Below are 14,338 nucleotides of genomic sequence, written 5' to 3'. Positions count from 1 at the left end.
ACTTCATGTTTTCTATAGCTTATAGCCAATTTGTCGTAGAAATTGTTGGCGCTCAGCCACATCCTGCGACGCCTCTACTCCCTTGGGCGCAAAACCATCAATAACGCCCAAAATGCCACGTCCCTGGTCGCTGGTGGCGATCACCACCTGGACCGGATTGGCCGTAGCACAGTAAATGCGACAAACCTCTGGACACTGTTTAATAGCGTTCAGCACATTGACCGGAAACCCTTGCTGCATAACAATCACAAAACTGTGACCTGCACCCATCGCTTTAGCATTTTCAACTGCCACTGTCTGTAGCGACTCACTATTCCCAGCTGCGCGAATCAAACAGGGGCCGGACGCTTCGCAAAACGCTAGACCAAACTTGATCTGGGCAGAGGCATTGACCATGACTTCATAGAGATCCTCTACGGTTTTGATAAAATGGCTCTGCCCCAAAATTAAATTGCTATCGCTGGGCAAGGTTAAATCAACAAGTGTTAGTTCCATTGATAATTCCAAAGAGTGATGTATTTAGGGGGCGGTATGAAAATGCAGTCCCGGCTAAAGGTGATAGCAGAAATCTCACTTAACATGCATTCACAACAGGGTTTACCTTGTCATGGCATTGAAAGATGGCCTGTCCTATGTAAGCATAAAAACTGGCTAACCCTTCACCAGTGGTAGCAGAAAGTTCAAATACTAAAGCTTGGGGAATAATCAGATGTAGATGGTGTAGTGCTTCATCACGATTAAAGCCTACAACTTTAGCTAGATCAATTTTGCTAATGATAACAGCGTGAGCGGACTTAAAAAGGGTGGGATATTTCAGTGGTTTATCTTCTCCCTCAGTCACAGACATCAACACCAGGCGCAGGTCTTCTCCTAAGTCATAGGCAGCAGGGCAAACCAGGTTACCTACATTTTCAATGATAAGTAAATTTAGGTCATCCAAACCCAGTTGTCGTGCGGCCCGACCAACACCTTCTGCTTCTAGATGGCAGAGATTTCCTGTGTTAATCTGTATGACTTTTTGACCGGTTTGACGCAGCCTTTCGGCATCACGGTCAGTAGCCAGGTCACCAACAATCACTCCCGGTTTCACCTTTCCATGCAGGCGGTCTAATGGATCAGCTCCCGCAATTAAGTCACGGTCGTTGAGGATACGCTGAATCAGCGTTGTCTTACCCGCCCCCGGAGACGACAACATATTGATCACCAGAAGATGCTGCCAAAATGCCCGATTATGCTCGGCATAATGATCGTTCTTCTCTAATACATTCTGATGTAACGGCAAAATCTGCCGGTCATGCTGACAACCACAATGTCCACACATACTAAATGCACCTCCTTATGAAATTTCTAAGGACGTGAGTGCTAAGGTTTTACCTTGACGAATGTCCGTACTCAATTGATGACAGCGTGGACATTTATACACCCAGTCTGAGGGCTGAAATATCTGTTGGCATGATGAGCAATAACACCTCACGGGTATTGGTATAAGCTCTAGCTCGGCCTTTTCTGCCAGGGTACCGCCACTGACCACGTCAAAGGCAAATGCCAGAGCATCTGGATCCACCCCTGATAACTCTCCTACCTGGAGTTGGATACGATGAATCTGTCGAGCACCCTGATCTTGCGCATGGTCTAAGGCCACAGATAAAGCAGTCTGTATCAGGCCAATTTCATGCATGGGGCTGGTTGTCGATAGGTAACTAAGAATTGCTCAATTGACCTCAAGGCGCGATCGCAACCTTGATGGGCTTTGGATGAAAGCTGACGTCCTAAACCACAGGATTCAATGGGAATTTGCAATAGCCAAGCCTGGGGATGATGGTTATACAGCCGCTGGGTGAGATTGAGTAACGCCAGCGGATCATAGCTGTGGGCTGCAAACGCCATGGACTCAGGTTGCTCGTCGTAGGCAACAATGGGATCAATCTGTACCGTTTGAATACCCTGATTACCACAGGCATCCACAAACATCACATAGTTTGTTTTCGCTAATTCAGCGGTCAGTTCTGGTGTCAGTTGTGGCACAGCCAAGGATTTAACAGCCGGTAAGTGCCATTCGGCCACCACCATCGCAACCCAAGGACCAACGGCGTCGTCTCCGCATAGTTCATTACCGTAACCAATGATTAAAAAGTCATATTCAAGCGTTGTTAATTCTTGAGTCGATGGCAGCATAGGACCAGCCTCGTGTGTGCTCTGCTTTTTCTTAAAGCTATTAAAAAGATATGAGGATCTTATGAAGTCTTAACGGTAACATTCAGCCAGCAGCTGCCCCTCTGCACTGATCAACTGGAGCTGCAGCGGCATTTTGCCAAAGGCATGGGTAGAACAGCTCAGGCACGGATCAAACGCACGAATACCCGCCTCTACACGATTTAGCATGGGTTCTGGAATCTGGGGACCGTGAATATAATGACGGGCAATCTGGGCAACCGTACGATTCATGGCCAAATTGTTCTGTCCCGTAGCAATAACTAGGTTGACGTAAGTTAATAAACCCGTGTCATCAATTTTATAATGATGAAACAAAGTACCCCGTGGAGCTTCCCCGACGCCGATAGCTTCATGTTGATTGACATCGGCTCTGGCTCTGAGATGATGGCTCTGTAGGTCTGGATCGTCCAGGGCAAGCTCAATTCGTTCAATACAGGTGAGAATCTCAATCAGTCGCGCATAGTGATAGAAAAAAGAACTGTTACCCATATCGTACTGCCGGAAACGTTGCAGCTCAATTTCGGCCAGGGGCGTGCCGATGCGATCGCAAATATTCAACCTGGCCAGCGGCCCTACCCGATACAGGCCATTTTCTAAGCGACAATGTTGCGTCTGATCAGGATATCCCAAAGGTTTATAGTAAGGTGACTTTAAATAGGAATCTGGCTGCACCGCCTCACCGATGAAATCTCTGTAATTACTGGGATCTAGCTGATCCCCAAGAATGTTGCCACCGCTATCGACCACTCGCAAACAGCCATCATAGTGCTCCCAGGTACCATCAGCACCAACTAAGCCCATAAACAAACTGGGAAAATTACCAAAGATATGAACCTCTTCTTGAAAGTCTTCCAGTAGTTTCTTAAATAGGGTGAGCGTTTCTAAGATCGTTTTTTTAGCCTCAGATAACTGCTGACAAATTTGCTCCCGCCCAACCCGTGACAGACTGCTCCTAACACCTCCTGGGACAGCCCAAGCTGGATGAATCTTGCGTCCCCCCAGTTGTTCAATCACGGTTTGACCAAACTGACGTAGCCGCACTCCCCCCCGAGCTAGTGCAGGCTCAGTTGCCATGACCCCAAATACATTACGTTGAGCCGGATCACTCTCCCAGCCCAACAAGAGATCCGGACTGCTCAAGTGAAAAAAACTCAGAGCATGGGACTGAATAATCTGTCCCAAATTCATTAATCGCCGTAACTTCTCTGCCGCTGGGGGGATTTGCACTGCCAGTAGACGATCACCAGATTTAGCCGATGCTAACAAATGACTGACAGGACAAATGCCACAAATACGAGCCGTAATTCCTGGCATTTCCCAAAAAGGGCGACCCTCACAAAACTTCTCAAATCCACGAAACTCAGTTACATGAAATCGAGCATCTGCAACCTCTCCCTGATCATCCAAATAAATCGAGATCTTGGCATGCCCTTCAATCCGAGTAACCGGGTTAATGACAATTCGTTTGCTCACCGCACCGATAGTTCCTCAGGCTAACTACGAAATGACCGTCCACTCACTTCAACCTTTTGGATATACAGGCGTTCCAGGCAAAGTCTCTCCAGTATTTGCTTGAATTTCCTCCAGCACCTGCCAGGCAATATCACATTCTTGCTGGATCTGCGCATCTTGATCATCAATGACACGAGCATGCTGAAGAGCTTCATTGACACGTCGGGATAGATCATCCTTGGATAAGGCTCCTGGATTACCTTTCATTAAAATATCCGTCATTGAAACAATCCCTAAGAGCTGTTCATTTTCAATCACAGGAGCCCGATGAATCCCGGACTCGGAGAAAATTTTGGCAGCTTCTTGCAATGTTGCCTCCATCGGCATACAAATACAGGGGCGTCGCATGATTTGGTCAACACGAACAAAATGAGGTGATCGCCCCTTAGCAATTACGTTATAAACAATATCTCGTTCCGTCAAAATCCCATAGGGACCTTGCTCATAAAATTCTTCTACGATTAGCGATCGCACTCGCTTAGTCCGCATCAGCCAAATAGCATTTTCTACCGTAGCCGAACTGCGAATGACAACAACCGGCTTGGTCATAATATCTTTAACAAATAACATGATCGCCCTCCCTCAGCGGTGACTCCAATACAAACAGGTGCCCTACCCCTTATTTTTATGTCGAAAGTGTGAGGAACCTGTGAGGAAATCCCCTATTCAGGCATTTATTTCGTAGATAAGTAATGGGGTAATGGGGTGATGATTGAAGGGCAAGCGCTTTACTTCACCTAGCCAAATTTAATCAGTTCAGGACCTATCAAATGCGGTTGTTTCCCCTGTAGCAAATGCCCCAACACAGCTCGAATCCGTTTAGCATCCGGTGGACAGCCAGGTAAATAACAGTCCACCGATACCACCTGGTGAACAGGTATGACCTGGTTTAGCAAGGTGGGAACCAGATCTCCATAGGGCAATTGAGGTTGAACATCTGCCTCTAGATAAGCGCGGTTGAGAACAGAGTCGGCTGACTCCGATGCACCTAGGATGTTGCGGATGGCCGTGACATTGCCAGTGATCGCACAGTCACCAAAGGAGACGAGAAATTTGGTGCGATCGCGAACCTGATGGATCATGTCTAGATGGTCTTGGTTTGCGATCGCACCCTCCACCAAGACCACATCCACACCGTCAGGATAGGTCTTAACATCCGCTAGGGGGCTGTAGACTAACTCCACCTGACTAGCCAGCTCAAATAGCCACTCGTCCAGGTCGAGAAACGACATATGACAGCCAGAACATCCCCCTAGCCAAACCGTTGCCAGTTTAAGTTTTGCCATGGTCTATAGACTCGCAATATATGTAAAAATTTTGAGGAACTTGGGAAGGCAGTCTGTTTATCTAATCCACTGTTGTTGCTGACGAGCCGTTGTAATAAAGCTAAGCTGGTCTCGATCATGCTGCATTTCCCCAACCGTTGAACCCCGATGAAATAAGGCTCCTGTCGGACAAGCATTCACACACTTACCACAGGAGGTACAGCTACTCGACTCTCCCCAAGGTTGGTTCAAATCGCTAATCACATGGGATGTATGGCCTCGCCCAGCCATATCCCACGTATGGGCCCCTTCCACCTCATCACAAACTCGGATACAGCGCGTACAGAGAACACAGCGATTGTGATCAATCCCAAAACGAGCATGGGAAATATCTACCTTACGGTCTGGAAACTGATAGGTAAGACCAACATGATCGATCCCCATTTCCACCGCTAAATCTTGCAATTCACAATTACCATTGGAGACACAGACCGCACAGACATGATTACCTTCAGCGAGCAGCAATTCCACAATTGTGCGTCGATAATGGTGTAGTCGCTCGGTATGCGTCTGCACCACCATAGCTTCCTGCACTGCTGTCGCACAGGCAGGTAAGAGCTTAGACGCTCCTTTCACTTCCACTAAACACAGGCGACAGGCTCCTACGGTAGATAATCCCTTTAAATAGCAAAGGGTAGGAATTGCGATCGCTGCATTTCTAGCAGCATCTAAGATAGTCTCTCCCCCACGGGCACTAATCAATTGATTATCAATGGTTAGAGTTTTAACAGACATTGGAGATTAGTGTGAAAATAAAGTGCTAGTAAACGTCAAATGGAAGCGATATTACTCTTAAGGAGATAAGATGTAGACCCTAGGGACGATACAATTCTGATTCCAGGTTATTTTAAAACGTTGAGAAACTTATGAAGTTTTTTGACCTCAGTGACTATTTTCTCACTCTTATTTATCTAAGTGTCAATGTGTAAACATCTTAGATAAAACATCAAACTACATAAGATAATAAGGATGTAGGATAAATCGTTCATCTCTTTGATGGTGATTTTTCTGATAGGGAAACACCAACAGAGACGGAAGTAGGGAGTCATCCCGAAGGAACGCGCCTCTCTTCTCTACACAGTCTAAGGAGGCGGCACTATGTTAAAGTATCGTGGTGTTTCTTATAATTACCAGCCTACAGAGTTGGGCACTCGCCCTACAGGTGATGTGGGGAAATATCGTGGCCAGGATATTCAATTTAAAACTGTTGAAAATCCTCCGCCTGCGTATCCCTTTGAGGCTAAGTTGGTTTATCGGGGTGTACCTTACACAGTTGGTGAAACAATGGCTGAATCAACACCCATAACCACTGTTGCTGAAACAGCTCCTGTTGAGTTTCTGCCGATTAAGGCTTGGATGCGTGGCCTTGTTATGAAACATCTGCGCAACATTCGTCGGCGTGAACACTCTATGCTGGTTCGAGCTGCTAAAGATGTCGGTCTACCGATGGAAAATGCTGCCGAATATGAAAGCCATATTCAAGGGAAAATTCCCCATGATTTTGCTGGTTATGACCGCAGTAAATCGGCCATGAGTTGAAAGGTCTGGCTCAGCCATGAGTCTCATGAGACATACCGTTTCTATCGCTAAACTGCCAGGCCCCCTTAAGGGTACGTGGTAAAGCTCCTGAGTCCAATGTCCTTAAGGGCGTTGGACTTTTCTTGAGGGTTGAAATGATATGCCTGGTCAGGATTCAACACGACAGGTTTAACCTTTTAGCCTGATAAAAACAGTTTCAACTTATCTTTCTCCGGAAGAAGGAGGATGCTATGAGCTTGATACGTTTTAGTCGTTTGCTAGCTGCGACTGTGATTGGGTTGGTGGCATGTGTGTCACCTGTGAGTGCGGACTCCCGAGATAGCACTCTCCATATTCTTATATGGCTCCACTCACCAACTGATAACGGGGTTACTACCAACAATGCAGAAAAGCCAAATTTCCTTAAGAACAGTGGACTTTTCTGTATCGTTGAAATAATCTGTCTGGTCAGCGCAACTGGTTTCAACTTAAACGTATTTTAGGAAGTCGTAGAGTGGAATATTCTCCTCCCCCCTGGCCGCTAAATTCCAATACCCGAGCACCATCAGCTACCCTATAAATAGAGCCCTTACAGAAGGGAAAGAGAGCAAAAATGACATAGATCCTGGTGTACCAAGAATTTTCATGTAATAGTGCAATCTCATTATCACCAATGCTCAATGTTGTTTCAACGATATAGTCCTGATTATGGGCATAAATCGTTGCATCCAAAGGAAACTTCTGTTGAGCCTTGGGGTCCAAGCACCAATGGTGATGCTGCCACTGTAATTGGCCTTCCCTAGCCCAAAAGCGAAACGCTTGTTGAACACCCTCGATGGGAAAACTAAGGTCTAGATAACTTAAGTCTTGAGAATGATGATAGGTTTGCCAAACCCATTGAACACCAGTTTTTTCGTCTGACATAGCGGCAAAATCCCAGCCGCCTGCCCAAAATAGCCATCGCCCAAAGGAATTTTCGCGATAGCCATGGCCAACAATTTCAAAAGTTACTTTTTGCCTTAAGTCTCGAATATAGCCAGAGACTTGAGTCCGAGGCCAAATGACATCAACGGTCCATTGTTCCCATGGCAGGAGCCCCATATCTCGACCGGTAACGGGCGTAAATACTTCGCTGCCATGGGAAGAGTGATTTTGCCAATCTTCTTGTACGGCCAGCTGATACTCAATGTCATGGGTGCGCCCTGCTATCTGTAGACTATTATTGGGTTTCACGTGGAAAGTAGCCTGGAGATTACTGACATCATCCTGGGCGGTGAGGGATTTGGTATCGGTGGAAAGTTGAGCCTGATCGAAATCGAAATGTAGGAAATTTGCGATTTTGTGACCATGAGTGAACATGCCTGCGATCGCAACACCCACACCACTCGGCAACAGTGTAAATCGTTTTAACCAACGTACTCTTTGCGCAGTTGGATCAGCTAACACATAGCCAATGGATCCAGTAAAGGCTCCTCCATGGTCATGGATCATAAAATAATCCCATTCCAGTCTTAAGCGACTGAAAATGCCAAACGCCTGCCGTGGGGGCTGCAAAATATGCCACCCTAACTGTTTGTCTGTACTAGGTGTTGTTGACATGAATTTTTCCCGTAACCATAGAGCCCTAAACAACTGAACCCACCTATGAAGCCATTGTTTGTAATGCCTAATGATCTCCCCCCTGTTCCGCCAGGTCTAATAAGGGATGGCCCATGGTAAAATCTCAGGCAGGCACTTCAACACCCCCCACCGCCATCGCCGCCAAATATTCATCTCGGAAATATCGCAGCGTACTCAACACTGGATTTGGAGCCGCCTGTCCTAAACCACACAAACTCGTATGCTTCACCACATCACACAGCATCTCCAACTGCTCTAAATCTGCGGGTGTTGCCCGGTGTTCTTTAAACTTTGTCAACAACTGGTAAAGTTGTACCGTCCCAGCCCGACAGGGAATGCACTTCCCACAGGACTCATCCATGCAAAACTGCATAAAAAACTGAGCGACATCCACCATGTGGGTATGCTCATCCATCACAATCATGCCGCCTGAGCCCATAATCGAACCCAGTTTTTTCAGCGATTCATAATCCACAGATGTGTCAAAAGCATCCGCAGGAATACAGCCACCGGAAGGCCCGCCGGTCTGCACAGCCTTCACCTGAGCTCCATCTGGGGCACCCTGTCCCATCTCCTCCACAATCTCTTTGAGGGATATTCCCATGGGTACTTCAATCAGTCCTGCATTTTTCACCTTGCCCGTGAGAGAAAAGACTTTAGTCCCTTTACTCTGCTCAGTCCCAATAGAGGCAAACCAGGCCGCACCATTACGGATAATGGGAGCAATGTTAGCATAGGTCTCCACGTTATTAATTAATGTGGGACACCCCCATAATCCTGACTCAGCGGGGTAAGGGGGACGCGGTCGAGGAATTCCCCGTTTTCCTTCAATGGATGCCATTAAGGCAGTCTCTTCACCACAGACAAAGGCACCTGCACCCATGCGCAAATCAACGCGAAAATCAAAGGGAGAATCAAAAATCTGACTACCTAAAAGACCATGGCGCTTGGCCTGACGAATGGCAGTTTGTAGATGATTAATGGCCAGGGGATACTCTCCCCGCACATAGATATAGCCCTGGTTAGCACCGACGGCGTAGGCTGCGATCGCAAGTCCTTCCAACACCCGATGAGGATCACTCTCTAACACGCTGCGATCCATATAAGCCCCCGGATCACCCTCATCCGCATTACACACTACATACTTTTGCCCCGACGGCATTTTTGCCACTGTGGCCCACTTTAATCCGGTCGGATAACCTGCCCCACCTCGACCCCGTAGACCGCTGCGGGTAATCTCATCTACCACCTCGTCGGGTGACATCTCTCGCAAACAATGATAAAGCGCTTCATACCCAGATGCCGCAATATACCCCTCAATCTTTTCTGGATTAATGCGACCACTATTTTCTAAAACAATCCGATGCTGTCTGGTAAAAAATGGACTATCCATCGGCTGAGTTTTGAGATTGCTGCTTTCAGCGTGAGGCGATTGAGTGAGCAATGCCACAATAGCCGCAGACTGTTCTGGCGTCACCTGCCGATAGAGCACATCAGCTACGTCTTCAGATTCCACCCGTACCAATGGCCCCTGACTGCACAACCCCATGCAGCCCACACCCGACACCTGCACCTGAGCGGTTAAATTACTAGCAGCCACCGCCGTTTTCAGATGTTTTTTAACGACAGCACCATTAGCAGACAGACAGCCACCAACCGTGCAACAACAAATGCGACATTTTTTTGGAGCAGCTGATGCAGACTGCCGTAATTGCTCTAAAGTCATGACTTAGATGCAGATAAACAAGTATTCAGACGTGCCGTTACGCTTTCTACGGTTTGATGCCCTTCAAGCCGCTCATCAAAAACCACGGCAGGGGCAATGCCACAGGTACCCAAACAGCGAGCCGTCATCAACGACAGCTGCCCATCAGACGTTGTCTCTCCAGCTTTAATACCCGTAGTTTTTTCCAAAAAGCTGAGCAGCTGTGCCGCCTGTTTTACATAACAAGCTGTCCCCATACAGACAACACAGCTGTGTACGCCTTTTGGAGCTAACGAGAAGAAGTGATAAAAGGTAGCTACACCATACACCTGACTAGGAGGCAGTTTCAGTCGCTGAGCAATGTGCAGCAACAAATTGATATCTAAATAACCAAATAGCTCCTGAGCGCGATGCAACACCTCAATCAGCGCATCTGGACGATACTGATGCCGTTTCATGGTGGCTTCTAACAGGCGTAATCGCTTGTTAGAAGCTGAAGGAGCATGAATGGTGGAGTTAACAGTCATTGATGGTCTACGATGACGTCCTCCGTCTTGTGTTCATGACGTTTGGTTGTATTCGACCCATGGACAACCAGGACTGAACAGGGAGCATGATGCATGACATCATGACTCACACTCCCCAATAGCATCTCACCTCCCTATGCCCCCCTACACAGACAGCTCCCTAGGTCATGGTCTCCGCCTCCATGGCCGCAATCGCTAAGGTGGTCTTTAAGACAGAGTCTGGATTGAGACTAATGGAATCAATCCCCTGCTGCACCAAAAACTGAGCAAATTCAGGATAGTCACTCGGCGCTTGGCCACAGATGCCAATCTTGCGCTGATTCGCCTTCGCCTTCGCAATCACCTGACGTACCATCGCCTTGACCCCAGCACTGCGTTCGTCAAAGAGATGGGCCACCAGGGCAGAATCCCGGTCGAGGCCCAGGGTCAGCTGCGTGAGGTCGTTCGACCCAATGGAGAAGCCATCAAAGATCTGGCTAAACTCATCCGCCAAAATCACATTGTTGGGAATCTCACACATCACATACACCTGTAACCCCTGTTCCCCTCGCACTAACCCATAGCGGGCCATTTCAGTGAGCACCTGCTGCCCTTCTTCGGGGGTCCGACAGAAGGGCACCATGGGAATCAAATTGGTCAAGCCCATGTCTCGACGCACCCGCTGTAAGGCCTGGCATTCCAAGCCAAACGCTTCCCGATAGCGCGGGTCGGTGTAACGAGAGGCCCCCCGCCAACCAATCATCGGGTTCTCTTCGGTCGGTTCAAACGACGCTCCGCCCAACAGATTCGCATATTCATTACTCTTGAGATCGGAGAGCCGAATCACCACAGGCTTGGGATAAAACGCCGCGGCAATCATCCCTAATCCATGGGCCAACTGTTCCACAAAGTAGTCGGGCTTATGGGCATAGAGCGCGGTCAGCTGCTCAATCTCATGTTTGATGGGGCCGACGGCTAACTGGTCAAAGTTGAGTAAGGCCAGGGGATGCACTTTAATGTGGTTGGCAATGATAAACTCCATGCGCGCCAATCCCACCCCATCACACGGAATTTTCGCAAAATGAAACGCTTCTTCGGGATTCCCCACATTCATGAGAATTTGGGTCCGCGTCCGGGGGATGTCATCAATCGCCGTTTCTTCGACCGTAAAGGGCAGGTGTCCCCCATAGACTTTACCCACTTCGCCAGCGGCGCACGTCACCGTCACGCTCACTCCGGTGGCTAGACGCTCGGTCGCGTTGCCACACCCCACTATCGCCGGAATGCCCAACTCTCGGGCAATAATGGCCGCATGGCAGGTGCGACCCCCTTGGTCGGTGACAATCGCACTCGCCCGTTTCATAATCGGTTCCCAATCCGGGTCTGTTCGCTGGGTAATCAGCACATCCCCCGGTTGAAACTCGGCCATGTTTTGCACCGATTGGATCACCCGCGCGGACCCCTGACCAATCATTTCACCCACCGCTTGACCCGTCACTAAGGGCGTCAGGTCGGTGGTATCCGCCTGGAGAACATAATTACGCAGAATCGAGGCTGACGTTTGAGATTGAACCGTTTCCGGGCGCGCCTGCACAATAAACAACTCTCCCGTGAGACCGTCTTTCGCCCACTCAATATCCATCGGCGTGTAGGTGCCCCGCACCTGGGTATAGTGGTCTTCGATGATGCACGCCCACCGCACTAGGGTTAAAATCTCATCATCACTAATCGCATAGCGCTGACGCTCCACCTCCGACACCGGGACATTCTTCGTCAGCTTGCTACCGCCCACGTCGTACACCATTTTGATCTCTTTACTGCCCAGGCGCTTTTTCAATATGGGACGATATCCCTCCCGAAGGGTCGGCTTAAACACTAAATATTCATCGGGGTTCACCGCCCCCTGCACCACATTCTCGCCCAACCCATAGGCGGCGGTGACGAGTGCCGCGTTCTTAAAGCCGGTTTCGGTGTCGATGGAGAACATCACACCCGAGGTCGCCAAGTCCGAGCGCACCATCCGCTGCACACCCACCGACAGGGCCACCGTAAAGTGGTCAAAGCCCTTGATGGTGCGATAGGAGATCGCCCGATCCGTAAAGAGCGAGGCAAAACATTTATGGCACGCCTCCAGCACGCCCTTGACACCATGCACATTCAGGTAGGTTTCCTGTTGGCCGGCAAAACTCGCATCCGGCAGGTCTTCAGCGGTGGCACTCGAGCGGACCGCCACATCCAGCGCTGGATTCCCACTGTCAGCACAGAGGGTCAAGTACGCCTTGGCAATGGCCGCTTCGAGCTCCGGCGGAAAGGGCGTGTCGAGGATTAACGAACGGACGGTTCGACCACAGTGGCGCAGGGCCGTGACATCGTCGATATCTAGATCGCTTAGGTGCGCTCTCAACGCCTCGTCCAGACCGGCCTGCTGTATAAAATAGCGATACGCATCGGCGGTGGTGGCAAACCCAGTGGGCACCTGCACCCCTTGGGGCGTCAGCTGTTGAATCATCTCGCCCAAGGATGCATTTTTTCCCCCCACACAGGGAACATCATCAATCGTAATCCGCTCAAATTCAAGGATAAAGGCGGATTGAGTCGGCGTCGGGGCCAAATTTGCAGGGGTCGTTTGCACCATAAAAACAGAATCCAAAATAACAATCACTAGAAACGGGGGTGACCGTTTCCAATCTGGGTATAAGTCAAGACTTTGAGGAATCTATGAGGATGCCCACCCACGTATCGTTTCATTAACTCCAGACCAGGGGGCAGTCCCTTTTTTGGCATCCATGCAACAATTAAAGCAGGGTAGATGAGAGTCGTCGTCTGCTCGATGGAGTTCTCGTTCAACAGGGTGCAACAGCCTGGCTGTTGACCTAGGAGGAGACTATGAAACGACACTATTTAGCCACACTCCCACTCATGGCCCTTTTGATGGGCGCTCCCCCCAGTCGGGCAGAGGCACCGATTGAGTCAGGCTTGGAGGCACGGGTGGCCGCCAATGTACAACAACTGCTCATCACCAACCACTGTCAACGCTGTTATTTGGTCGGGGCTGACCTCAGTCAAACGCATTTGATTGGCGCGGACCTCCGAGGCGCAGACATCCGAGGCGCAGACCTCTCCTGGAGTAACCTCGAAGGCGCGGACATCACCGGGGCCAGCTTGACCCATGCCAATTTGACGGGGGCCTTTTTGACCAATGCCAGTCTGGTCAACGCCAACTTAGACCATGGGAATTTTGCACAGGCTCAGCTCTACTATGTGGATGTGACGGGGGCCTCTATGGAGAACCTCAACCTTGCCCAGGCAACGGTCGTGGGCACTCCCATCAGTATTGGGGGAGGCACGGTACCGGCTGAACCGGGCAACCACCTCCCGATCTTTGTCCCGGATGAGGCGCATCCCCTGGTGCCGCCCCAGAATCTCTGGCTTGTGCCACACCCTCATACCCCTGACATCTTAGATGTCCCCACACACATTATTCCCCATGCTTGAGGGGGTATGAGAGCCCTCCCTTATCCATACCCAGAACTGGCAGATGTTCCCGTAGAGAACTCAGCCGGTTACACCTTGGACGTGATTTAATGCTCGAAATATTAGTCATAACAACGTTGGGGACGACGTCATTTCTCCCGTCAAGAGATAGTTCACTACGGCCACAGGACATCCCTTACCAATCGTTACTTAGGTATGCAGAGTTGGCAGCCCATCTGCATTTTCCAGATGGGCTGCCAACCCTTTACTGTAACCACAGTTCCACCTGCTATGGCCTACTGATTAGTCTCTGAAATATCTCCTTCAAAGGGCTGTACCCCCGTTTCAGGATAGTTATCATCACTGGGAGAGAAGAGTCGTTTAGCAGCATCAAATATCCAAACTGTAGATTGCTGAATAGACTGACCAACCGTGCTTACCATTCTTTGTAATGCGCTCATAAT

At 49.3% G+C, this 14,338-nt stretch carries 15 protein-coding genes, 1 pseudogene and 1 riboswitch; of the genes and pseudogenes, 2 read left to right on the top strand and 14 right to left on the bottom strand.

Annotation, left to right across the window (positions count from 1 at the left end):
* Positions 1–12: 12 nt before the first annotated feature.
* From SPB21_RS33050 to hoxU, 8 genes are all read right to left on the bottom strand, one after another.
* Positions 13–495, bottom strand: a complete 483-nt coding sequence (locus tag SPB21_RS33050; RefSeq protein ID WP_499869292.1) for an adenosine-specific kinase — start codon at positions 493–495, stop codon at positions 13–15.
* A 79-nt stretch (positions 496–574) separates the two neighbouring features.
* Entirely contained in the window at positions 575–1,321 is a 747-nt protein-coding gene (gene hypB / locus SPB21_RS33045) for a hydrogenase nickel incorporation protein HypB (protein WP_499869291.1), read from the bottom strand.
* A 15-nt stretch (positions 1,322–1,336) separates the two neighbouring features.
* The gene (gene hypA, locus SPB21_RS33040) at positions 1,337–1,678 is read right to left on the bottom strand and encodes a hydrogenase maturation nickel metallochaperone HypA (RefSeq protein ID WP_499869289.1); all 342 of its coding nucleotides are present in this window, start codon (positions 1,676–1,678) and stop codon (positions 1,337–1,339) included.
* Positions 1,660–2,175 carry a hydrogenase maturation protease gene (locus SPB21_RS33035; protein WP_499869287.1) on the bottom strand — a complete coding sequence of 172 codons (516 nt, stop codon included), beginning with the start codon at positions 2,173–2,175 and terminating at the stop codon, positions 1,660–1,662. The genes hypA and SPB21_RS33035 overlap by 19 nt, the downstream gene beginning before the upstream one ends.
* Positions 2,176–2,244: 69 nt before the next feature.
* On the bottom strand, positions 2,245–3,687 hold the full coding sequence (locus SPB21_RS33030) for a Ni/Fe hydrogenase subunit alpha (RefSeq protein ID WP_499869285.1): 1,443 nt from the start codon (positions 3,685–3,687) through the stop codon (positions 2,245–2,247).
* Positions 3,688–3,735: 48 nt separating this feature from the next.
* Positions 3,736–4,296, bottom strand: coding sequence for a CBS domain-containing protein (locus tag SPB21_RS33025; RefSeq protein ID WP_163670458.1), 561 nt, complete (start codon positions 4,294–4,296; stop codon positions 3,736–3,738).
* Positions 4,297–4,463: 167 nt separating this feature from the next.
* Positions 4,464–5,012, bottom strand: coding sequence for an NADH-quinone oxidoreductase subunit B family protein (locus tag SPB21_RS33020; RefSeq protein ID WP_499869283.1), 549 nt, complete (start codon positions 5,010–5,012; stop codon positions 4,464–4,466).
* 57 nt (positions 5,013–5,069) lie between these two features.
* Complete coding sequence (hoxU, locus tag SPB21_RS33015) at positions 5,070–5,786, bottom strand: bidirectional hydrogenase complex protein HoxU (RefSeq protein ID WP_499869281.1); 717 nt, start codon at positions 5,784–5,786, stop codon at positions 5,070–5,072.
* Positions 5,787–6,031: 245 nt separating this feature from the next.
* Positions 6,032–6,116, top strand: a riboswitch (Glutamine riboswitch).
* Positions 6,117–6,149: 33 nt separating this feature from the next.
* On the opposite strand from hoxU, the gene SPB21_RS33010 reads away from it, so the two are divergent.
* Positions 6,150–6,590 carry a DUF4278 domain-containing protein gene (locus SPB21_RS33010; RefSeq protein ID WP_499869279.1) on the top strand — a complete coding sequence of 147 codons (441 nt, stop codon included), beginning with the start codon at positions 6,150–6,152 and terminating at the stop codon, positions 6,588–6,590.
* Positions 6,591–7,052: 462 nt separating this feature from the next.
* Here SPB21_RS33010 and SPB21_RS33005 read toward each other — a convergent pair whose 3' ends face one another.
* From SPB21_RS33005 to ppsA, 5 genes are all read right to left on the bottom strand, one after another.
* The gene (locus tag SPB21_RS33005) at positions 7,053–8,168 is read right to left on the bottom strand and encodes a hypothetical protein (protein WP_499869277.1); all 1,116 of its coding nucleotides are present in this window, start codon (positions 8,166–8,168) and stop codon (positions 7,053–7,055) included.
* 124 nt (positions 8,169–8,292) lie between these two features.
* The gene (nuoF, locus tag SPB21_RS33000) at positions 8,293–9,915 is read right to left on the bottom strand and encodes an NADH-quinone oxidoreductase subunit NuoF (protein ID WP_499869275.1); all 1,623 of its coding nucleotides are present in this window, start codon (positions 9,913–9,915) and stop codon (positions 8,293–8,295) included.
* A complete protein-coding gene (gene hoxE / locus SPB21_RS32995; protein ID WP_163670435.1) occupies positions 9,912–10,421 on the bottom strand; it encodes a bidirectional hydrogenase complex protein HoxE in 510 nt (169 codons plus the stop codon). Before hoxE ends, nuoF begins: the two co-directional genes overlap by 4 nt.
* Entirely contained in the window at positions 10,418–10,546 is a 129-nt protein-coding gene (locus SPB21_RS32990; protein ID WP_348918559.1) for a universal stress protein, read from the bottom strand. The genes hoxE and SPB21_RS32990 overlap by 4 nt, the downstream gene beginning before the upstream one ends.
* Positions 10,547–10,581: 35 nt before the next feature.
* Positions 10,582–13,035: a phosphoenolpyruvate synthase gene (gene ppsA, locus SPB21_RS32985; protein ID WP_163659054.1), complete on the bottom strand. Its 2,454-nt coding sequence runs from the start codon at positions 13,033–13,035 to the stop codon at positions 10,582–10,584.
* A 251-nt stretch (positions 13,036–13,286) separates the two neighbouring features.
* Here ppsA and SPB21_RS32980 point away from each other — a divergent pair.
* Positions 13,287–13,742: pseudogene (locus SPB21_RS32980) on the top strand (pentapeptide repeat-containing protein); the annotation flags it as partial.
* A 428-nt stretch (positions 13,743–14,170) separates the two neighbouring features.
* On the opposite strand, the gene SPB21_RS32975 reads toward SPB21_RS32980, so the two are convergent.
* The gene (locus SPB21_RS32975; RefSeq protein WP_163670432.1) at positions 14,171–14,335 is read right to left on the bottom strand and encodes a hypothetical protein; all 165 of its coding nucleotides are present in this window, start codon (positions 14,333–14,335) and stop codon (positions 14,171–14,173) included.
* Positions 14,336–14,338: the final 3 nt, after the last annotated feature.

This window comes from Leptothoe sp. ISB3NOV94-8A (assembly GCF_043421595.1).
GTDB classification, from domain to species: Bacteria; Cyanobacteriota; Cyanobacteriia; order Phormidesmidales; family Phormidesmidaceae; genus Leptothoe; species Leptothoe turfae.
Note: the sequence above shows the minus strand (reverse complement) of the source record. Positions and strands in the feature narration are given on the sequence as shown.